Source organism: Kitasatospora sp. NPDC052896 (genome assembly GCF_044547075.1).
Classification (GTDB): Bacteria; Actinomycetota; Actinomycetes; order Streptomycetales; family Streptomycetaceae; genus Kitasatospora.
In genome coordinates, this window is record NZ_JBITZU010000030.1 from 63,165 (window position 1) to 84,981 (window position 21,817).

The 21,817-nt window shown below is 74.0% G+C and carries 11 protein-coding genes and 1 pseudogene; 2 read left to right on the top strand and 10 right to left on the bottom strand.

The window, feature by feature from the left end; genetic code table 11:
- Positions 1 to 15: 15 nt before the first annotated feature.
- The 8 genes from ACIGXM_RS33550 to sbnB form a co-directional block, all read right to left on the bottom strand.
- Positions 16 to 3,237 (bottom strand): amino acid adenylation domain-containing protein, encoded by a 3,222-nt coding sequence (locus ACIGXM_RS33550; RefSeq protein WP_396567665.1) that lies wholly within the window; start codon positions 3,235 to 3,237, stop codon positions 16 to 18.
- A complete protein-coding gene (gene sbnA / locus ACIGXM_RS33555; protein WP_396567667.1) occupies positions 3,231 to 4,235 on the bottom strand; it encodes a 2,3-diaminopropionate biosynthesis protein SbnA in 1,005 nt (334 codons plus the stop codon). The genes ACIGXM_RS33550 and sbnA overlap by 7 nt, the downstream gene beginning before the upstream one ends.
- Positions 4,235 to 4,651 (bottom strand): aspartate 1-decarboxylase, encoded by a 417-nt coding sequence (panD, locus tag ACIGXM_RS33560; RefSeq protein WP_396567669.1) that lies wholly within the window; start codon positions 4,649 to 4,651, stop codon positions 4,235 to 4,237. Before panD ends, sbnA begins: the two co-directional genes overlap by 1 nt.
- The gene (locus ACIGXM_RS33565; protein ID WP_396567671.1) at positions 4,648 to 5,916 is read right to left on the bottom strand and encodes an MFS transporter; all 1,269 of its coding nucleotides are present in this window, start codon (positions 5,914 to 5,916) and stop codon (positions 4,648 to 4,650) included. Before ACIGXM_RS33565 ends, panD begins: the two co-directional genes overlap by 4 nt.
- Positions 5,913 to 12,392: an amino acid adenylation domain-containing protein gene (locus tag ACIGXM_RS33570; protein WP_396567673.1), complete on the bottom strand. Its 6,480-nt coding sequence runs from the start codon at positions 12,390 to 12,392 to the stop codon at positions 5,913 to 5,915. The genes ACIGXM_RS33565 and ACIGXM_RS33570 overlap by 4 nt, the downstream gene beginning before the upstream one ends.
- On the bottom strand, positions 12,389 to 14,242 hold the full coding sequence (locus tag ACIGXM_RS33575; RefSeq protein WP_396567675.1) for an amino acid adenylation domain-containing protein: 1,854 nt from the start codon (positions 14,240 to 14,242) through the stop codon (positions 12,389 to 12,391). The genes ACIGXM_RS33570 and ACIGXM_RS33575 overlap by 4 nt, the downstream gene beginning before the upstream one ends.
- Positions 14,239 to 14,460 carry an MbtH family protein gene (locus tag ACIGXM_RS33580; protein ID WP_396567677.1) on the bottom strand — a complete coding sequence of 74 codons (222 nt, stop codon included), beginning with the start codon at positions 14,458 to 14,460 and terminating at the stop codon, positions 14,239 to 14,241. Before ACIGXM_RS33580 ends, ACIGXM_RS33575 begins: the two co-directional genes overlap by 4 nt.
- Positions 14,461 to 15,306: 846 nt before the next feature.
- Positions 15,307 to 16,308: a 2,3-diaminopropionate biosynthesis protein SbnB gene (gene sbnB, locus ACIGXM_RS33585; RefSeq protein ID WP_396567679.1), complete on the bottom strand. Its 1,002-nt coding sequence runs from the start codon at positions 16,306 to 16,308 to the stop codon at positions 15,307 to 15,309.
- A 642-nt stretch (positions 16,309 to 16,950) separates the two neighbouring features.
- Between sbnB and ACIGXM_RS33590 the strand changes: the two genes are divergently transcribed.
- A complete protein-coding gene (locus ACIGXM_RS33590) occupies positions 16,951 to 18,858 on the top strand; it encodes a DUF4157 domain-containing protein (RefSeq protein WP_396567692.1) in 1,908 nt (635 codons plus the stop codon).
- A gap of 226 nt (positions 18,859 to 19,084) precedes the next feature.
- Here the strand turns inward: ACIGXM_RS33590 and ACIGXM_RS33595 are convergent, their stop codons facing one another.
- Positions 19,085 to 20,587 (bottom strand): UbiD family decarboxylase, encoded by a 1,503-nt coding sequence (locus tag ACIGXM_RS33595; protein ID WP_396567681.1) that lies wholly within the window; start codon positions 20,585 to 20,587, stop codon positions 19,085 to 19,087.
- A gap of 107 nt (positions 20,588 to 20,694) precedes the next feature.
- Between ACIGXM_RS33595 and ACIGXM_RS33600 the strand changes: the two genes are divergently transcribed.
- Positions 20,695 to 21,726 carry a terpene synthase gene (locus tag ACIGXM_RS33600; RefSeq protein ID WP_396567683.1) on the top strand — a complete coding sequence of 344 codons (1,032 nt, stop codon included), beginning with the start codon at positions 20,695 to 20,697 and terminating at the stop codon, positions 21,724 to 21,726.
- Positions 21,727 to 21,733: 7 nt separating this feature from the next.
- On the opposite strand, the pseudogene ACIGXM_RS33605 reads toward ACIGXM_RS33600, so the two are convergent.
- Positions 21,734 to 21,817 (bottom strand): annotated as a pseudogene (locus ACIGXM_RS33605) (transposase); the annotation flags it as partial.

Consider the following 21,817-nt stretch of genomic DNA (forward strand, 5'->3'; position numbering starts at 1 on the left):
CAGCCGGTGGCGTGGTCATGCTTCCACTCCTTCTTGGGGTCGGCCGAGGCGGTCCACCGCCAGCTGTGGGTGTGCGGCGGCGGCGCGGACGAGGTCCACGAAGCCGGTGGCCAGCCGGCGGGCCGCTTGCTCGCTCAACAGGTCTTCAGGGCAGCGCAGTTCGCCGTCCAGACCGGCGCCACGCTCGCGCAGGGTGAGCAGCACGTCGAACGGATGGCCGCCCTGGCCCTGCGCGTAGGGGACGGCCTCGACCCCGGGCAGGTCGATCCGGCCGGCCAACGGTCCCAGGGTCTGGAAGGCGGCCTGGGCCACCGGGTTGCGGCTCAGGTCGCGGGGCGGACGCAGGGCGCCGACCACCTGGTCGAAGGGCAACCGCTGGTGGCGGTAGGCGGCCAGCGCGGTGCGCCGGGTCCGCGCCAGCAGCTCGTGGAACGACAGCTCCGGGAGGACCGGGAGCCGCAGCGCCAGGGTGTTGACGAACAGCCCCACCAGGTCCTCCAACTCCACGCTGGTGCGGTTGGCGGTGAAGGTGGCGACCACCAGGTCCTGCTGGCCGGTGGTGCGGGCCAGCACCGCGGTGAAGCACGCCAGCAGCGCCATGAAGGGCGTGGCGCCGGCGGCCGCGGCGGTGCGGTGCAGCGCGGCGGTCACCGCCGGGTCGAGGGTGAAGGCCACCGTGGTGTCGTGCCCGCCGCGCCGCGGTGGCCTGGGGCCGTCGACGGGCAGCGCGAGTGGCGGCGGCGCGGGCCGCAGGTGCCGCCGCCAGTGCGCCAGGTCCGCCGCCCGGCCCGCGCTGCCGCGCTCGGTGTGCTGCCAGGCCGCGTAGTCGGCGTAGTCGACCGCCAGCGGCGGGAGTTCGACCGGTTCGCCGGACCGCTCGGCCCGGTAGCAGGCCGACAGGTCCCGCCAGAACACCCCCATCGACCAGTCGTCGGCGACGATGTGGTGGACCACGGCCAGCAGGACGTGGTGCTCCGGCTCCAGGGTGAGCACCACCAGCCGCAGCAGCGGGCCGGTGTCCAGCGCGAACGGCTGCCGGGCGTACCGGTGCAGCGCGGCCCGGGCCCGCCCCTCGCGCTCCGCGGCCGGCGCTCCACTCAGGTCCACCACCTCCAGCGGCACCGGCAGCTGACGGTGGACCAGCTGGCTGGGCAGCCCGCGGTGGGCCGGGAAGGTGGTGCGCAGGGTGGCGTGGCGCTGGACCGTGCGGTGCAGGGCGGCGGCGAGCACGGGCAGCCGGAGCGGGCCGCTCAGCCGGTGCGCGTCGTACATCAGGTACTCGGTGCTGCCCGGGTTGAGCCGGTCGAGGAACCAGAGGCGGTGCTGCTCGGCGGAGAGCGGCACGGGCCCGTCCGCGCGCGGCGGGATCACGCCGGCCTCCGGGGCGGTGGCGGCGGGCAACGCGGCGGCGAGCTGCGCGACGGTGGGCGAGGCGAGCAGCTCGGCCGGGGTCAGCTCGGCGCCGGTCAGCTTCCGCAGCCTGGCGCACAGGCGGGTGGCGATCAACGACTGGCCGCCCAGGTCCAGGAACCGGTCGTGGACGCCGACCGGGCTGATGCCGAGCAGTTCCTCCCACAGACCCGCCAGCATGGCCTCGGTCCCGGTGCGCGGGGCCAGGTAGCCGGTGCCCAGCTCGGGGCGCCGCCCGTCCGGCGCGGGCAGCGCGCGACGGTCGGTCTTGCCGCTGGCGGTCAGCGGCAGCGCGGCCAGCCGCACCCAGGCGGTCGGCACCATGTACGCGGGCAGCAGGCCGCGCAGGTGGGCCCGGAGCGCGCCGATCTCCGGCACCGCGGGCCCGGTGCCGACCAGGTAGCCGACCAGCCGGGCCTCCCCCGCAGGCGGCTGGTCGGCCGTCACGACGGCGGCGCGGATCTGTGGATGGGCCGTCAGTGCGGCTTCCACCTCACCCAGTTCGATCCGGAAGCCGCGGATCTTGACCTGGTGGTCGAGCCGCCCGAGGTACTCCAGCCGGCCGTCCCGGGTCCAGCGCGCCAGGTCGCCGGTCCGGTACAGCCGGGAGCCGGGCGGACCGGACGGGTCGGGCCGGAAGACGGCCGCCGTGGCACCGGGGCGGCCCAGGTAGCCGCGGGCCAGCTGGACACCGGCCAGGCAGAGTTCGCCCGCGCCGCCGGGCGGCAGCACCTCGCCGTCCGGATCGAGCACGTGGGTGCGGGTGTTGGCGACCGGCCGGCCGATGGTCACCGGCTCGCCGGCCCGGCAGCGGGCAGCGGTGACGTCGACGCTGGCCTCGGTGGGACCGTACAGGTTGTGCACCTCGCAGCCGATCGACTCGGCCACGCCGCGCACCAGATCGGCACCCAGCGCCTCGCCGCTGCAGATGATCCGGCGCAGTGCGGGCAGCACCGCTCGCCCGTCCGGGGCCTCCTCGCGCAGCGCCGCGAGGAACTCCCGCAGCATCGACGGCACGAAGTGCACGGTGTCCACCCGCTCGGCGGCCAGCACCGCGCGCAGGTAGCCCGGGTCGCGGTGGCCGCCGGGGCGGGCCAGCACCGAGGTGGCGCCGACCGCCAGCGGACCGAAGAACTCCCAGACCGAGACGTCGAAGGTGGCGGGCGTCTTCTGCAGCACCCGGCTCCCGGCCGTCAGACCGCAGTCGTCGCGCATCCACAGCAGCCGGTTCACCACGCCGCGGTGCGGCACCACCACGCCCTTGGGCCGGCCGGTGGAACCGGAGGTGAAGAGCACGTAGGCCGGGTTGTCCGGATCGGCCGCGGGCGCGGGGTCGGCGGCGGACAGACCGTCCGGCAGCCGGTCGACCAGCAGGGGCAGCCCTCCCGCGGCCCTGACCACCGGGGCCAGCGCCGTGTCGGAGACCACCGTGGTGATCCGGGCCTGCGCCAGCAGCTCGGTGATGCGTGCCGTGGGATGCTCCGGGTCGAGCGGCACGTAGGCGGCGCCGGCCTTCAGCACCCCCAGCAGCGCCACCACCAGGTCCAAGCCGCGCTCCAGGCAGACGGCCACCAGCGACTCGGGGCCCGCCCCGGCCGCCCGCAGCAGGTGGGCCAGGCGGTTGGCCCGGGCGTTCAGCTCGGCGTAGCTGAGCCGGCCGGCCCCGGCCACCAGGGCCGGTACCCCAGGGCTGCGGCGCACCTGCTCCTCGAAGAGCTGGTGGACGCACCGGTCGGTGCGGTAGGGCCGCTCGGTGGCGTTCCAGTCGGCCGGCACCCGCCGCGGCGGTGCGGGGTCGGCGGGGAGGAGTCGGTCGGGGATCAGCATCGCGGCGCCTCCGTCACCGGGTCCTTCCACAGGTGGCTGACCGCGCCGAAGTGCTCGGTGGCCCAGGCGTCGCTGTAGATCGTGTCCAGGTAGCGCTCGCCCCGGTCGGGCAGGATCACCGCGCAGACCGAGCCGGCCGGGATCCGGCCGCGGACGGTGTCCAGCGCGCTGAGCACCGCTCCGGAGGAGCCGCCGGCCAGGATCGCCTCGCGGCGGGCCAGCCGGCGGCAGCCGACCAGGCAGTCCAGGTCGCCCACGTGGACCACCTCGTCGGCCAGGCCCGGTCGCATCAGGGCGGGCCGCACCGAGGCGCCGTGCCCCGGGAGCAGCCGGGCCCCCGGCGGCTGGTCGAAGATCACGCTGCCGATCGCGTCGACGGCGACGATCCGCACCGGCAGGCCGATCTCACGCGCGTACTCCGCGCAACCGCGCAGTGTGCCGCAGGTGCTCGTGGCGCAGAACAGGTAGTCCAGCCGGCCCGCCAGCTGCTCGACGATCTCCCGCATGGTGTGCCGGTGGGCCAGGGCGTTGAGCGGGTTGCCGTACTGGTCGGGGCAGTAGGCCAGCGGGATGGTGCGGACCAGTTCGCGGACCCGGTCGATCCGGGCCGGCAGGAACTCGCCGGTGACCGGGTCCGGCTCGGTCACCACCTCCACCTCGGCGCCCAGGGCCCGCATCACGGCGATGTTCTGCGGGTTGGTGCGCGGATCGACCACGCAGACGAACCGCAGCTCGTAGTACTGGCAGGCCTGCGCCAGGCCGATCCCCAGGTTGCCGGAACTGGACTCCACCACCACCGACTTGCCCGGTACCAGGTCCCCGGTGCGGATCCGCTCCAGCAGCATGCCCAGTGCCGAACGGTCCTTGACGCTCCCTCCGGGGTTGTGCGCCTCCAGCTTGGCGAAGGTCCGGAAGGTGCTGCCCGGGAAGATCCTGGTGAGCTCGACCAGCGGGGTGTCGCCGATCGCGGCGAGCACGCCGCCGGGCGGACGGGTCATCAGGCGCTCGCCAGGTCGCCGCGCGCGGTGCGGGTGCCGGGCACCGGCTCGGCCGGGTCCCCGCTCTCCCGGAGCACCCGGTTGGCGGCGTCGACCATCACCACCCGGGGCACCAGCTCCCGGGCGGTGGCGTCGTCCACCGTGGTGTAGCTGATGACGATCACCAGGTCACCGGTGTGGATGAGCCGGGCGGCGGCGCCGTTGATCCCGATGATGCCGCTGCCGCGCGGCCCGGGGATCACGTAGGTCTCCAGGCGCGCCCCGTTGTCGATGTCGACGATGTGGATCTGCTCGCCCGCCAGCAGGTCGGCGGCCTCCATCAGGTCCTCGTCGATGGTCAGCGAGCCGACGTAGTGCAGGTCGGCCTGGGTCACCGTGGCGCGGTGGATCTTGGACTTGAGCATGGTCCGGTTCACTGCGAAACCTCGAGGTCGGGGTGGGTTGGGATGGTGTGCGGTGGTTCGGGGGCCGGCGGCGTGCGCACGGCTCCGGCCAGGGTGACCGCGGCGGCCAGCAGGACCATCCAGCCGGCCAGCACGGCGAGGGTGGTCGCGGTGCCGGCGTACTGCAGCAGCAGTCCGCCGGCCAGCGAGCCCAACGGCAGCGCGCCGCCGCTGAGCAGGGCGCCGGCGCCGAGCACCCGGCCCTGCAGGTGGTCCGGGGTGGTCCGCAGCTGCTGGGTGGCCACCGCCACGTTCCAGATCGGGCCGACGAACCACATCAGCGCGTACAGCGCACCCAGCAGGTACAGGTCCCGGGTGAGGGCGATGCCGAGCGCCAGCAGCGCCCAGACCCAGTTGGCGCCGACCACCAAGGTCCGCAGCCGCAGCCGGCGCTGGCACCACGAGGCGGCCAGCGAACCCAGCAGGCCGCCGGCCCCGGCGACGCCGAGCAGCAGCCCGACCGCCGCGGGCGAGGCGCCCAGGGTCCGGCTGAACACCAGCACGGCCAGGAAGAGTGCCCGGAAGAGCAGGTTGCTGCCGGCCACGGCCAGCGTCGCGGTGCGCAGGAACGGCTGCCGCCACAGCCAGGCGAACCCGGCCGCCAGCTGCGGCAACACCGGCTCCCGGGGCTGCTCGTGGTCCACGGCGGACGGCCGCTGGAAGTCCTTGCGGATCAGCAGCAGGGTCACCACCGAGACCAGGTAGCTGACCGCGTCGAACAGGAACGGCAGCGCCCGGGCCAGGCCGAAGAGCAGCCCGCCCAGCGGCGTGCCCAGCATGGTGGCCCCGCGCTCGCGGGCCTCCGCCAGCGAGAGCGCCTCGGTCAGCCGGCTGTCCGGCACCAGGTTGGGCACCGCCGCGTGTGCGGCGAGATCGTGGAGCACCGAGAGACTGCCCTCGACCACCCCCACCGCGAGGATCTGTGGCAGGGTCAGCCGGCCCAGCGCCAGGGCCAGCACGATGCTCGCCGCGTTCAGCCCGCGCACCACGTCGCACCAGAGCATCAGGCGCTTGCGGTCGCAGCGGTCCACCAGTACCCCGGCGGGCACCGGGAGGACGAGCAGCGGGAGCAGCGCGACGAAGCCCGCCAGGCCCGCGGCGGCCGCCGAGCCGGTGACGGCCAGCACCAGCAGCGGGACGGCGACCGTCGAGGCGGTCGAGCCGGTGATCGAGAACGCGGATCCGCTCCACAGCAGGACGAAGTCGCGGTTGCGCCGCAACGGCTCCGAGGAGCTCATCGGGCCATCGATCCGTTGCGCCGGCGGGCCGCCAGCAGCGGCAGACCGGGCGCCGGCAGGTACTCCGGGTAGTCGGGCAGCGCCGCGGCCAGCGTGGCGATGGTGGTGTGGTCGAACAGCGCGCGCACCGGCACGTCCCGACCGGCCGTCTCCCGCAGCCGCAGCGAGATCCGGGTGGCCAGCATCGAGTGACCGCCCAGGTCGAAGAAGCTCTCGTGCGCCCCCACCCGCTCCAGGCCGAGCACCTCCCGCCAGGCCGCCGCGACCAGGCGCTCCGGGTCGGTCCGCGGCTCGACGAACTCCCGCCGCCCGTCGAGGCGTTCGGGCACCGGAAGGGCCCGGTGGTCGATCTTGCCGGTGACCGTCAGCGGCAGCGCCGGCAGCGGGACGAACGCCGCGGGCACCATGTAGTCCGGGACGGTGCGGGCCACCAGCTCGCGCAGTTCCTCGGCCCCGGGGGCGGGGCCGGCCGGCTCCGGCACCAGGTAGGCGACCAGTTCGACGCCGCCGGTGCCCAGGTCCACCGGGTGGACCACCGCGGCGCGCACCCGCGGACTGGCGAGCAGCACCGCCTCGATCTCGCCGGGTTCGATCCGGTGGCCGCGGATCTTGACCTGGTGGTCGGCCCGGCCGAGCAGTTCCAGCCGGCCGTCGGCAGCGCACCGGCCGAGGTCACCGGTCCGGTAGAGGCGGCCGGCGGCGTACGGATCGGGCAGGAAGGCCGCCGCGGTGAGCCCGGGCCGGCCGAGGTAGCCCCGGGCCACCCCGGCCCCACCGAGGTAGATCTCGCCCACCACGCCGTCCGGCACCGGCTCCAGGCGGTTGTCCAGCACCAGTAGCCGGGTGCCGGGCAGAGCCGCCCAGTCCAGGCCGGACCCGTCCGGTGCCACCCGCGAGACGGTGGCCCAGACCGTGGTCTCGGTGGGGCCGTAGAGGTCACGCAGCTGGGCGCCCCGCGCGGTGAGTCGTGCCGCCAGCTCGGCGGCGAGCTTCTCGCCGCCGCTCAGCAGCAGTTGGTCCGAGCCCGGCTGCCAGCCGGCGTCCAGCAGCATCCGCAGCATGACCGGGGTGGCCTGGACCACGGCCGGGGCGGTCGCCGACAGCAGCGCCACCATCCGCTGCGGGTCCCTGGCCTGCTCGGTGTCGGCCAGCACCACCGTGGCACCGACGAGGAGCGGCAGGTACAGCTCCAGCACGGAGGGGTCGAAGGAGGCCGTGGTCAGCGCGGCCACCCGGGCCCCGGCCGGCAGCTGGAGCAGTTCCCGGATGCCCGTCAGGAAGTGGGCCAGGCTGCGGCGGGTGACCATGACCCCCTTGGGAAGGCCGGTGGAGCCCGAGGTGTGGATGACGTACGCCAGGTCGTCCGGATCGGCCGGCCGGCGCGGTGGCCGGATGGTCCGCGGCACAGCGTCGCCGTCCACCAGCAGCCGCCGCTCCGGCGGAGCGGGCAGCCGCTCGGCCAGCGCCCGGTGGGTGAGCACCACCCCGGCGCCGGTGTCGGCGAGCAGGTAGCCGATCCGCTCCTCCGGCAGCTCCGGGTCGATGGGCAGGTAGGCGGCACCGACCTGGAGCACCGCCAGCATCGCGGCCGGCAGGTCCGCACCGCGGTGCAGGAAGAGTCCGACCACCTGGCCGCGCCGCACGCCGGCGTGCTCCAGCAGGGTCGCCAGCTCGGCCGTCCGGTCGCTCAGCTGACGGTACGTCAGCTCGCTTCCGGCGCAGATCAGGGCCGGCTGCTCCGGGGTGCGGGCGACCTGCTCGGCGAACAGCTCGGTCACGTCCCGCCCCGGCCGGACCGGGGCCGGTGGCCGGCGGCGCGCCAGCAGCGTCCGGCGGTCCGGCTCGGGCAGGGTGCAGCGGCGCGGATCCGCCCGCGGGTCGGCCACGATGCCGGCCAGCACCTGGCGGTAGGTCCGGGCCAACAGGTCCAGCTCGACGGCGCCGATCCGGTCCGAGGAGGCCTCCAGCACCAGCACGCCCGGCAGCGTGGAGACCGAGAGGCCGAACTCGTTGGGCGTGCGGTCCTCGACCGCCGCCGAGTCGAGGTCCGCCTCGGCCAGCACGTGCATGTCGGTGTAGTTGAAGAACACCTCCACCAACGGCCGGCCCTGGCCCCAGGCGTGCTGCATCGCGGGCAGCGGGTAGTGCCGGTGCGGCCACAGCGCGGTCTCCTCGGCGAACACCGTCCGGGCCAGCTCGGGCCAGGAGTCGGCCGCCAGCGTGATGCCGAACGGCACGGTGTTCAGGAACATGCCGCGGACCTGGTCACCGTCGAGGGTCTCGGGCCGGGCGTTGCACACCAGGCCGGTGGTGAAGGCGGTGGTGCCCCTGGTCTGCCCGCTGATCATGCCGAGCACGGTCAGGTGCGCCGCGAACAGCACGCTCTTGACCGGTACCCCCACCTCGCCGGCCAGCGCGCGCAGTCCCGGCAGCAGGTCGTGGAAGTCGACCCGGACCATCTGGTGCACCACCGGCTCGGCCGCGGACCGGCGGCTCCGGGCCGACCAGCCCTCGGGCACCCGCAGCACGGGGTGACGGGCCACCCGGTCGCGCCAGAACTCCCGGTCCCGCTCGTCGACCAGGGCCCGCCGCTCCAGCGCGATCGAGTCGGCGAACCGGGCGGCCGGCGGCGCGGCCGGCGCCGGGTCGCGGCCGTCCCGGATCGCCCGGTAGTGGCCGAGCAGTTCGGGCACCAGCGAGTTCTGGCTCCAGCCGTCCAGGATGGTGTGGGCGTAGCTGACCACCAGCTGCCAGCGCCGGTCGTCCAGTTGCCAGGCGGCCAGCCGCAGCAGGGCGGGCCGGGCCAGGTCGAAGGGGGTGAACTGCTCGCGCTCGGCCGCCGCGGTGAGCGCCAGCCGCTGGGCCGGCTCGGGCAGATGGCGCAGGTCGAGGTGGGTCAGCTCGATCAGCGCGCCACGGTGGACCAGCTGGAGCGGCTCGCCGTAACCCGTCAGGTCGACCGAGGTGCGCAGGATCTCGTGCCGTTCGGCCAGCAGCGCCGCGGCGGCCCGCAGCGCGTCCGCCGAGAACGCCGCGTCGTCGCGGACCGGGTAGCGGAGGGTGTTGAGGTAGCTCCCGCGCTCGGCGCCGGCCAGCATCTCGTAGGCCATCCCCGCCTGCACCTGGGAGAGCGGGTAGGCGTCGGCCAGCCCGGGCGGCAGCAGCGCCCGGTCGGCCGCGGTGAGCAGCTCGAACGGCGCCGGCACCGGGGCCGGCTCGCCCGCGCCCCGGGGCGCGACGGCCGCGGCCAGTTCGGCCACGGTCCGGTACCGGAACAGGTCCTGGACGGTCAGGTCCAGGCCGTGCCGGCGGAGTCGGCCGACCGTGCGGATGGCGCGGATGGAGTCGCCGCCGAGCTCGAAGAAGCTGTCGTGCACGCCGACCCGCTCGGTCTCCAGGGCCTGTGCCCAGGCCTCGGCGATCAGCTCTTCGAGCGGGGTGCGCGGGGCCACGCCGCCGGCCGGGGCGGGTGCCTCGACGGCGGGCAGCGCGCGGTGGTCCAGCTTGCCGTTGGCCGTGAGCGGGATGCGGTCCAATGCGGTCCAGCCGGTCGGGACCATCGGCTCGGGCAGCTGCGCCCGCAGGTGCCGGCGGAGCGTGGCGGGGTCGGGCGCGGCCCCGGCGGGCACCACGTGGGCGGTGAGCCGCTGCGCGCCGGGCCGCCCGGACAGGGTGACGACCGCGTCGGCGACCTCGGGATGGGCGCGCAACACCGCCTCGATCTCGCCCAGCTCGATCCGGTGGCCGTTCAGCTTGACCTGGTGGTCGGCGCGGCCCCGGTAGCTCACGGTGGCGTCGGGGTTGAGGTGGGCCAGGTCCCCGGTGAGGTAGAGGCGGCGGCCCGGGTGGCGCGGGTCGGGGTCGGGAACGAACCGCTCGGCCGTCAGACCCGGGCGGCCCAGGTAGCCGCGGGCCAACTGGACGCCGGCCAGGCAGAGCTGGCCGGGGACCCGGACGGGCAGCGGATGCAGGTCGCGATCCAGCACGTGGACACGGGTGTTGCTGACCGGCCGGCCGATGGTGACCCGCTCGCCGAGCCGGCAGGCGGCGGCGGTCACGTCGACGGAGGCCTCGGTGGGCCCGTACAGGTTGTGCAGCTCGGCGTGCGCGGTGGCCGGGTGGCGCAGGAAGGCGTCCGCCAGGTCGTCGGGCATCGCCTCGCCGCTGCACACCACCCGGCGCAGCGGTGCCAGCACGGCCTGCTCGGGCAGCTCGCCGAGGAAGACCCGCAGCATCGAGGGCACGAAGTGCGCGGTGGTGATCCGCTCGGCGGCCATCGTCCGGGCCAGGTAGCCGGGGTCGCGGTGGCCGTCCGGACGGGCGACCACCAGCGTGGCACCGGTGAGCAGCGGCCAGAACAGCTCCCAGACCGACACGTCGAACCCGAACGGGGTCTTGTGCAGCACCCGGTCCTCGGCATGCAGCCCGTAGGCGTCCTGCATCCAGCGCAGCCGGTTGACGATGCCCTGGTGCGGGACCACCACCCCCTTGGGACGGCCGGTGGAGCCGGAGGTGTAGATGACGTAGGCCGGGTTGAGCGGATCCATCTCCACCGGGATGAACTCGTCGGCCGGCGACTCGTCATGACGATCCATCAGGATGACTTCGGCCCGGTGCTCCGGTAGCCCGGCGGCGAGTTCCGCGCAGGTCAGCACCACGGGGGCGGCCGAGTCGGCGAGCATGTGGCCGAGCCGCCCCGCCGGGTGGCCGGGGTCCAGCGGCAGGTAGGCGCCGCCGGCCAGCAGCACGGCCAGCAGGGCGGTCGGCAGCTCCAGGCTCCGGTGCAGGCAGACGGCCACCACGCGTTCCGGGCCGACTCCGGCGGCGCGCAGCCGGCCCGCCAGGCGCTCGGCGCGGGCCAGCAGTTCGCGGTAGCTGAGCTGCTCGCCCTCGAACCGCACCGCGACGGCGTCCGGGGTGCGGGCAGCCTGGTCCCGGACCAGCTCGTGCAGCACCTCCCCTTCGGGGTAGCGCCGTTCGGTCGCGTTCCACGCCGCCAGCTGCGCCGACTCCCGGTCGGAGAGCAGGGTGGCACCGGTGACCGGGGCGTGCGGGTCCCGGACCACCGCCGCCAGCAGGACGAGGAACCGATCGGCCAGCAGCGCCACCATCTCCGGCTCGAACAGCGCGGTGGCGTACTCCAGTTGACCCAGCAGCGAGCCGTCGGCCTGCTCGGTCAGATGCATCGTCAGGTCGAACTTGGCACTGTGCCAAGGCAGTTCCAGGGCGGTGCCCCGAACCCCGGCGCCGCCGAAGCCCAACGAGCCCGGGCTGTGCAGCGCGAACATGACCTGGAAGAGCGGGTTGCGCGACAGGTCACGCTCGGGGGCGAGCTCCTCCACCAGGCGCTCGAACGGCACGTCCTGGTGCTCGTACGCCCGCAGCGCGGTCTGCCGCACCCGGTCGATCGCCGCCGCGAAGGACGGGGTGCCGGAGAGGTCGGTGCGAAGTACCAGGGTGTTGACGAAGAAACCGATCAGGTCACGGACCTCGGCCCGGGTCCGGCCGGCCACCGGCGAGCCCACGGTGACGTCGGCCCGGCCCGCGTGCTGGGCCAGCAGCAGCTGGTAGGCGGCCAGCAGCACCATGAACGGGGTGGCTCCCCGGCTGCGGCCCAACTCGACGAGGTTCTGGGCGAGTTCGGCCGGAACGGTGAACGGCAGCACGGCGCCGGACGGGTCGAAGACCGCCGGGCGGACCCGGTCGCAGGCCAGCTCCAGCGCCGTGGCACCGGCCAGCTGCTCGCGCCAGTACGCCAGGTGCCCGGCCATCGCGGCCTCGGCACCGGGCCGGCGCTGCCAGGCCGCGAAGTCCGCGTACTGCACCGCCGGACCGGCCGGCAGCCGGCCGGTCCCCTCGGCGCACGCCGGGTAGAGCCGGCCCAGTTCCCGAGCCAGCAGGCCCGCCGAGGCGCCGTCGAAGGCGATGTGGTGGAAGGTCAGCAGCAGCGCGTGGTGCTCCGCGGTGAACCGCGCCAACCGGGCCCGCACCGGCCCGCGACCGCCCAGGTCGAACGGGGTGCGCGCCTGGGTCTCGACCAACTCCGCCAGCCGGCGTTCGCCGCCGGCCTGGTCCAGCTCGCCGAGGTCGATCAGCTCGAAGTCCAGCTCGCCGGCCGGCAGCGGCAGTTGGCCGGGCACCGAGTCGGTCTCCAGGTAACGGGTGCGCAGCACCTCGTGCCGGTCGAGCACGGCTTCCAGCGCGCGGCGCAGCGCCGGTACGTCCAGCGGCCCGCGCAGCTCCCAGCCGATCGGCACCACGTACTCGGCGGTGCCCGGCCGCAGGTTCTCCAGCAGCCAGAGCCGCTGCTGCGCGAAGGAGAGCGGCAACGGCCCGGGCCGCGGCGCCCTGGGGATCGCACCGGCCGCCGCGGCACCGCTGCGGCCTGCGGTCAGCAGGCGCTCCAGCAGGGCTCGGCGCTGGTCGGTCGGGGCAGTCGGGTCGGTCGGGTCGGGTTCGGTCGGGAGTGCGGTCATCCCTCGCTCACCTGCGTCAGCATCGACTCCACCTCTGCATCGGATAGTTGTGCGACATGGTCGGTGAGCACCCGGGTCAGCTCGGCGGCGAGGCGGGCGACGGTGGGGTGTTCGAAGACCGCGCTGACCGGCAGCTCGACCGGGAACCGCTCGCGCAGCAGGGCCACCACCTGGGTGGCCAGCAGGGAGTGCCCGCCCAGCTCGAAGAAGTCGTCACCCGCCGCGATCCCGGCGATGCCCAGCAGCTCGCTCCAGACCTCGGCCACGGCCTGCTCCAGCGCGTTGCCCGGGGCCGGGCCGGTTCCGTCGGCGCCGGGCGCCGGGGCCGGCAGGGCAGCGCGGTCGATCTTGCCGTTCGGGCTCAGCGGCAGCTCGTCCAGCCGGACCCAGGCGGTCGGCACCAGGTACTCGGGCAGCCGCCCGCGCAGGTACTCGCGCAACGGCGGGCCGACCGGGGTGCCCAGCGCCTCGGTGACCGCGACGTGAGCGACCAGTTGCTTGTCCCCGGCCGCGGTGCGGTGCACGGTGACCACCACGGCCCGCACCTCGGGGTGGTTGCCCAACGCGGCCTCGATCTCGCCGGGTTCCACCCGGTGGCCGAGGATCTTGACCTGCTGGTCGGCCCGCCCGACGAAGTGCAGCGTGCCGTCGGCCTCCTGGCGGACCAGGTCGCCGGTGCGGTACCGCCGCGCACCCGGCTCGGCGGCCAGCGGGTCGGGGACGAAACGCTCCGCGGTCAGGGCCGGCCGGCCGAGGTAGCCCAGGCCCACCACCGGGCCGCCGACCACCAGCTCCCCGCGCTCCCCGACCGCCACCGGCTCGCCGCGCTCGTCCAGCACGGCCGCGGTGGCCCCCGGGACGGGCGGCCCGATCGGCGCGCCGGCCCGGGTCTCGGCCTCGGTGACGCCGCGTCGGACGCAGCAGAACACGGTGCACTCGGTCGGCCCGTAGACGTTGCTCAGCTCCACCCCCTGCGCCAGCAGCGCGCGGGACTCGGCCGTCGGCAGCACGTCCCCGCCGACCAGCACCCGGCGCACCGGGGCGAAGGCCAGCGGGCGGGTACGCACCACGTGCTGGAACAGCCCCGCGGTCAGCAGCACCAGCGTGACGCCGTGCTCCCGCACCGCCGCCTCGACCGCGGCCGCGCTCGGGATGCCGGCCGGCAGGATCGCCAGCCGGGCGCCGTTGCACAGCGCCCCCCACAGCTCGAAGGTCGCCGCGTCGAAGGCCAGCGAGGCCAGGTGCAGGAACACCTCGCCGGCGCCCAGGTCGGCGAACCGGCCCTCGCGCACCAGTTGGTACACGTTGCGGTGGGTGACGCCGACCGCCTTGGGCCGGCCGGTGGACCCCGAGGTGTACATCACGTACGCGAGGTCCGCCGCCGTGACCGCGGCCCCCGGCGCGCTGCGCGGCCGGCCGACCGCGGCCGGCCAGCCCTCCTCCAGCAGCACCGCGGGCCGGCCGGCCAGGCCGGGATGGTCCGCGAACTCGGGCTGGACCAGCACGAGTCCGGCGGCGGAGTCGGCCAGCATGAAGGCCAGCCGCTCGGCCGGGTACTCCGGATCCAGCGGCAGGTAGTGGCCGCCCGCCTTGAGCACCGCGAGCAGCGCGACGACCGCCCCGGGGCCGCGCACCGCACAGACCGCCACCGCCGTTCCCGGACCCACGCCCGACTCCCGCAGCAGGTGCGCCACCTGGTTGGAGAGGGCGTCCAACTCGCCGTAGCTCAACCGCCGTTCGCCGCACTCCAGGGCCACGGACCCCGGCGCCGCCGCAGCCCGCTCGGCGAACAGCTCATGCACGCACCACTCCGGCCGCGGAGCGGTGGCCTGGCCGACCGAGGTACTCATGCGCCCTGGCTCGCCTGCTCCATGCGCCGACGCAGGCTGAGCGGGCGCATGTCCGTCCAGACCCGGTCGATGTGGTCGAGGCACTCCTGCCGGGTGCCCTCGGTGCCCTCGCGGGTCCACCCGAGCGGGATGTCCCGGTCCGCGAGCCAGATGGAGTACTGCTCCTCGTCGTTGAGCACCACGTAGTAGGTGCGCTCGTCGGTGTCCTCGTCCGCCATGTCCGCCTCCTCGGCGCGCTGGTGGCCGGCACGGTGGGCCGGCGTTCCTGGGGGAAGCGTGGCCTGCGCCCTCGGTGCGGCCGTAGGGAAGATCCGGCGCAGGATCGCGCAGTCCGCGGTGTGCCGGTACTGCCGGTCCGTCTCTGTCGCGCACCACCCCGGACCGAGCAGGCTGGGGGCACCCACCCGGCAGGGGCCGCGCCGCGCACGCCCCTCCGGGCCGACCGGGCCCCGGCTGGCCGATGGCACGGCGTCGTCGCCCGGCCGGGCGACGACGCGCTGGTCCCCCTCGCTGCCGCCGGACGGGCTGGGCGGGCTCGGGTGCGGTGGGACACGGGCTGGTACGACGTCAACCCGGTCACCGCCCTGGGCACGCCGAACGCGGCGGATCCGCCGCCGGACCCGGTCGCGCCCGCGCACACGGGCCGAACCAGCCGTCGGAGGCATCCGCACAACCGGCAGCGCCGATGCCGAGGGGCTGCGACCCTGGAGAAGGCCCGCAGCACCGGGGGGACGAAGTGCGCGGTCGCCAGCCGCTGTTCGGCCGGCGGCACGGCGGCGCCCACCACCAGCGGCCCGAAGGACTCCGGTACCGACCCGACGGAGGCAGCCGGCGCCTGCCGCGGCATACGCCCCCCGGGACCCGCGCCGGCCGAGCGCGGCAGGTGGGCGAGCCGGTTGGCGCGGGCGTTCGGCTCCGCGTGGCTCAGTTCCTCGCCCTCACCGACCGGTCCGGCGTGTGCGGGGTACGGCGCGCCCGCTGCTCGAACCGCTGGTGCCCGCGGCTTCCCCACCGCTGGCGGCGCACCGGTTCATCCGACCGGGCCACCAGGTCGGTCGGGGCGTTCACCCCGCGCCGCCCGCGAGGAAGCCGGCCACCGAGGTGCCGTGTCCGCCCGCCTCGGCCGCCCGCCGCACCAGGTCGGCCACCGCGAGGTCGAGGATGCCCAGGCCGAACGGCGAGAACACCGTGACCCGCCGCCCGTCGCGCTGGTAGGGCCGGTCCTGGGCGAGGATCCCGCCGAGCGTGCCGGCGATGAACTCGCGGTGGCCCACCTGCTGTTCGGCCAGGTGCAGCGAGGTGGCCGCGCGGCAGACGTGGTCGGCGTCGTCGACCACGTTGACGGCCCCCAGCACCGCCTGCGGCAGCAGGTCACGCAGCGACAGGTGCAGCACGAGGCCTCCCGGACGGCAGTGCTCGGTGCCCAGGTGCGGCACGGCGGCGGTGGTGGCCAGGCAGACCAGCGGGTGGGCGCCCAGCGCCTCCTCGACGCGGTCGGCGATCCCGGTCTTCAGCTCCGGCTCCTCCTCGGCGCAGCGCCGGGCGAACGCGGCGGCCCGGTCGCCGTCGAGGTCGAACAGCGTGACCGTCTCGAGCTGGGGCAGCGCGGCCCGCAGGAAGCGCAGCACCTGTCGGTTGATCACCCCACAGCCGATCAGCGACACGCCGGTGTCGGGGATCTGCGCGCGCAGCGTGGCCGCGGCCAACGCGGCGCCGGCCGCGGTCCGCCGTGCCGAGATGACGGATCCCTCGAGCAGTGCCTCGGGGCGTCCGGTGCGCATCGAGTTGAGGATGATCGCGGCCGAGGCGCGCTCCAGGCCCAACTGCAGGTTCCCGGGGAAGGAGGAGATCCACTTCACGCCGGCGACCGGCTGCTCGCCGCCCAGGTAGGCGGGCAGCGCGATGATCCGGTTGCGCTCGTCCTCGGGAAAGCGCAGGAAGACCGAGTGCGGGACCGCGGTGCTTCCGCGCTCGTGCCGCAGGTAGGCGGTGCGGACGGCCGCGAGCACGTCCAGCTCGCGGCCTTCCAGGGCCTGCCGGACATCGTCGTACCCCAGGATCAGCATGCCGTCCCCTCCATTCCGGACTGCCTCCACGGATGGCGGTCGTCGGTGCTCCCGTCGGCCATGCCACCCCCCTCTCCCACCCGCCGGCGCGCCGCCGGTGTCGTGTGGAAGCGTCGCCCGCCGCGCACCCGCCGCCATAGGGAAGAACCGGTGCGGCAGCACGCACCCGCACCGCCACCACGTCTGCCGGACCTTCTCTCCCGCGCCGGCGGACGTACTGCGCCGCTGGGCCGTCCACGACGTCGGCGGGCGGCGCACGCCGCGGCGGGCCCGGCGGTTCCGGCCTGGTGAGTCTGGGCGGCCTCGTGCGACGGGTAGCCGGTGGCGATCAGGACGCGCGGCAGCACCTCCGCGCCGAGTCGACGAGTGACAGGCCGCCGACAGGGCTCGCCGTGGACAGTGGGTACCGGGTCGGCGCGATGGCCACCACGTCGGTGTCGAACACCCCTGACACGATGTCCAATGCATGCTCTGCACAGGCAGTTTGCGTCAGACGCAAACGAAGGGACGGTCCCCGGAACGGTCGGGTTCCCCGTCGCTTCCCCATCGGGCAGCAACCCTGCCCATGCGCCCCTGTTCAGCGCACGTGGTCAGCCGGTATGCAAGAGGCTGAGAGCGTTGATCTTCGGGAGAGGGAAGCCTGTGCGGACGTACGGCAGCGGCAGGTCGGGCGACGAGCGAGCGGACGCACCGCCCGCGGCCGCAAGAGGCCAGGGAGCTGTCGGACAGCTGCCCGGTCTGACGTCCACCCAGGGCATCCTCGCCCTCCAGTCCGCCGTCGGGAACGCCGCCGTGGTGCAGACGCTGCGCCAGGCCGGCCATCTCCCGGAGGAACACCAGCACGGCGCCGGCTGCGGCCACGAGCAGCCCGTGCAGCGCTCGGCGGTTCACGACGTGTTGCGCGGCGGCGGCAAGCCGTTGGACGAGACGACCCGCACCGACATGGAGTCCCGCCTCGGCGCGGACTTCTCCGACGTCCGCATCCACGACGACAGCGCCGCCAGGGCCTCCGCCGCCGAGGTCGGCGCCCGCGCCTACACCTCCGGCAGCCACGTCGTCATCGGCGACGGAGGCGGCGACAAGCACACCCTCGCCCACGAACTCACCCACGTCATCCAGCAACGCCAGGGCCCCGTCGCCGGCACCGACAACGGCGGCGGGCTGAAGGTCTCCGACCCCTCCGACCGCTTCGAGCGGGAGGCGGAGGCCAACGCGACGCGCGCGATGAGCGCCGCGCCCGTGCAGCGGTCGACCGACGAGGCGGGAGGCCGTCCGCACACGCCCGAGGCCGGGGTCGTCCAGCGGATGCCGACGGTGCCAGCTGCTGTCGCAGGGACACAGGCGCAGCAGCAGGACCAGCTCGACTATCTGGTGGCGTTCTACGTACCGGCCGAGACGTTCAGTCAGGACGGGGATGCGCCGCCCGCACCGCAGCACGCGTACTTGAGCCCGCAGGCGGGCGACGACGTGGAGGTGCTGCGGGTACAGAGCGCGTTCCAGCTGCCGCGTGCGGCTGGGCGACGTGGCGAGGTACTGCAGACCAGTTGGCCGGCAAGGTACCAGTCGTCGTTCTTCGCTTACGAGATCGAACTGATCAACGACCCAACGGGCCAGACGAGTCAGACTCTGATCGATCCCGGATTCGGGTTCCGCGTCACGAACCGAGTGGCACGCGGCTCCGGCGGCCGCTCCGGTGGGCGCACCTACGCCTTCGGTGACCGGTGGGGTCTCAACCCTGGCGCCCAGGGCTGGAACGGAGTCCCCCCGGCGCAGCAGCTGGCAACAGCCGAGCAGGACTTCGGGCTGGACCCGGACGGATACATGACGGCACAGGATGCCCAGCAGGGAGGTTTCACACCGCTTCCATTGGACCCGGATCAGCCCTTCGTGTTCTTCGTTCACCCCGGACGGCATGACCCGAAGTTCCTCGACAACAACCGGCGCTTCATGAACGCGGCGGGCTTTGACAATCTCGGCCAGCTCACCCGGGAGGCCACCGGGCTGTCCCAGAGACCGCAGGTCGACCGCCGTGACGGCCAGCGCGGCACTGCCACCGCCATGGCCAACACCCAGGCTCATCAATGGATGGGCCAGGGCAACGGGGGGGCCGTGGGGCAACTCGCCAAGTACGAATGGTGCCACTTGATCGGCGACGGAGACGGCGGCCCGAGCATTCCCGCGAACCTCGTCATCGGCACCAACGCGGTGAACACCGAACAGTTGGCCATGGAGATCGGCCTGCGGGAGGAAATCCCGCTGGTCCAGGGCCGCAACCACGACATCCGGCTCCGTGTCACGGCCGCCGTGGAGCGGGCCCCGGAAGAGCCCGCAAATCCGCCCGCCCGTCTTGGCCTCCCCGACCAACTTCAGGCCGACTGGATCAGCTACGAGATCTCCCTGGTGCCCCGGGGACAGGTCAACGGGCCGCAGACCCCCGTCCACCGTCAGATCATGGACGCGAAGCGCGGCACCATCACCGAGTCCGAGTTCGTCGCCCTGCGGGCGACGGTGAAGCAGAGGATCCGGGCCACTGTGGCTCAGCTCCCGTGACTCCGTGCTCCGGGCGGCGTGATCCGGCCATGCCTGTCGGCGGGTGACGGCGAGCTGCCGCACGAGAGGCCGGCCGGCGGACGAACGGCCATCAGGCCGCCCGTCGGGCCGGGCTTTCGGTGGTGGGCAGCGGGCCGCCGGCCCGGCCGCCGAGGAGGTCGACGAGACGTCCGGCGCCGTCGGCGGTACGGGGACGGCCCGCGGCCGGCCGTCCCCGCGGCGGATGTCAGCGCGGCCCGGCGGAGTCGGCATCGCCTACCGGCTCGGCTTCGGCGGCGAGGACCCTGGCTCGCACATCCGCCGGGAAGACGCCGTCGAAGGTGGCCGGGGGGACGCGTCCGCTCCCCACCGCGGGGAGCAGGGCGTCGTGGACGACGACGGCTCCCCAGCCGTTGCGCAGTTCCTCCTCGAGGAAGCACGGGTACCACGGCATGATCGGCCCGTGCCACTGCTCCTGGCGGAGCGACGGATGCACCCTGGTGGCCAGCGCCCACAGGAGGTCCGAGTCGTCGGAGGGATCCACGTCGTCGTCGAGGACGTAGACGACCGGGGAGAGCCGGCCGACCCGGGTGCCGTTCAGCACCTCACCGATGCGGTGGACGAACCGTGCGGTGTCCATGCCCGGCACCACCTCGCGCCAGTTCCGCGGAACCGTGATCACCGTCCAGAAGCAGGCGGCGCCGAGCGGCAGCCAGGCAGTCGTGACGGGCAGTCCCGCCTCCCGCAGGACCGCGACGACCTCGGCGGAGATGCCGGCAGCCGGCGCGACGTGCGAGTCGTCGACAGGCCGTCCGGCGGCGGCCAGCGGCCAGACGGGATCGTCCCGATACGTGATCGCTTCGATGCTGAAGAGCGGCTGTGGCGAGGTCTCGGGCAGTGCCCAGCCGTGGAACTCCGCGAACGGGCCCTCCACGGCATCGCGGGTTGCGGACAGGTAGCCCTCGATGACGACCTCGGCGGAGGCCGGCACCTCCAGGTCGTTCGTCTCGCACTTCACCACGTCGACCGGCCTGCCCAGCACCGCCCCGAGGTACGCGCCCTCGTCGACCTCGGCGGGGACGGTCATTCCGCCGACGACGGGAACGCCCGGGTCACCTCCCTGGACGAGGGCGTAGGGCATCGGCCGACCGATGGCCTCCCACTCGCGCCAGATCATGCCGAGGTGCTGACTCGGCAGCACCAGTCCGGTCATCCGCCGGCCGTCGATCATCATGATCCGGGAGATGGACCAGTTCGTCCATCGGCCGTCGGGGGTTCGAGCGACGATCACACCCCACGTGTTGACGTAGGGACCGCCGTCGCCCTGGTGGACGAACGGGATCGGGAACCGGTCGAGACGAGCTTCCTCGCCCGTCAGGACGTTCTGCTTGCAGGGTGCCGAGTCGGCTGTCACGCGCCGTGGTGGGAGCAGCTGCTCGGTGCCGGCCCGGCTGAGACGTTCGACCAGCTCGGCGGCGGTCGTCGTGTACGGCAGGCCGAGTGACAGGGAGACCCGCGCCAGTGGATGCCCGGGAATGCTCGACAGCGCGCCCGGGGCTCCGATCATGCGGAAACCCTCACCGACTCCGCCGAGGCGCTCGAAGAAGGGGGCGGGCCGGCCGTTCTCGGTGGACCGTCGTGTGACGGCCGAAGCTTCCAGGTTCGGGTCGACCACGCGCGGGATGCGCTGGATGTCTCCCAGCGCTTCGAGTGCGGAGATGTAGGAGCGGAGGTCATGGATTTCGGACATCAGTTCCTCGAGCCCTTCGATTCGGACGGGCGGGGCGTGTGGCGCGCGACGCAACGCTCGCGGGTGACTTCGGCATGATCGGGGCCTGGAGCGGGAAACTGCCGATCATGGGATTCCTCGCACAGCCGCAGTTCCACATGCCCTTCCAGTCCCGGCTCAACCCGCATGTCGACCAAGCCCGCGCGCATGCCAAGGAGTGGGCGGGGCGGATGGGCATGTTCGACGAGGAGTACCTGGCATGGCCGGAGAGGTGGAGCGAGGAGACGTTCAGCCGGGCGGACTTCCCGCTGTTCATCGCCTTGACCCACCCGGACGCTGACGCCGATGAGTTGGAGCTCATCACGGACTGGCACCTGGCACTGTGGTTTGTTGACGACCTCTTCCTGCCGCTCTTCCGGCACGACCGCGACCAGGTATCAGCCGAGGCACAGGTGGAACGCCTCATGCAGTTCCTGCCGCTGGATGGCCTTCCGCGGCCGCTCGTCCCGGACAATCCCGTGGAACGGGCCTTCGCCGATCTGTGGTCCGGCACGGCCGCGACCATGACCTTGCCCTGGCGCGACCGGTTCGTCAGCAGCGTGCGGCGCTTCCTGGACGGGGTGCTGTGGGAGCTCGAACACGTCGACCACTCCGTGACCGACCTGATCGAATACCTCGGGGCCCGCCGCGACTTCGGCGGTCTGCAGTTCACCGCCGTGCTGATGGAACACGCGATCGGCGAGCTCCCGCAGCACGTCCACGGCCGCCGAGAGTTCCGCACCGCCCTGGACGCGTTCGTGGACGGCGTCAGCCTGCACAACGACATCGTGTCGTACGACCGGGAGGTTGGCGAGGGCACCATCGGCAACAACGGTGTGGAGGTAACCCGCAAAGTACTCGGAAGTGACCGGCGCGGCGCCGAAGACCTCGTGAACACCCTCCTGACCGCCAGGGTGGACACCCTCGCCGCGGCGCCCGGAGCCGTACCGCCCGACGCGGTGGAATTCGTCGAGGCCCTGCAGGAGGCACTGGCCGGTTCGTACCGGTGGCACGAGCTGACCGACCGCTTCAGCCGGAAAACCTTCGGAGTCCTCGCGAAGCCCCGAGGGCTGGGCACATCGGCAGCCCACGTCTTCCATCCCTTCGCATCAGTCGTCTAGTGCCGCGTCAGGCAACGTTCGCCCTGTCAACGATCTGACGGAGGCGTTTGTCCGTTGCGTGCTTGTTCCGCCAGATGATGTAGCGGCGGAT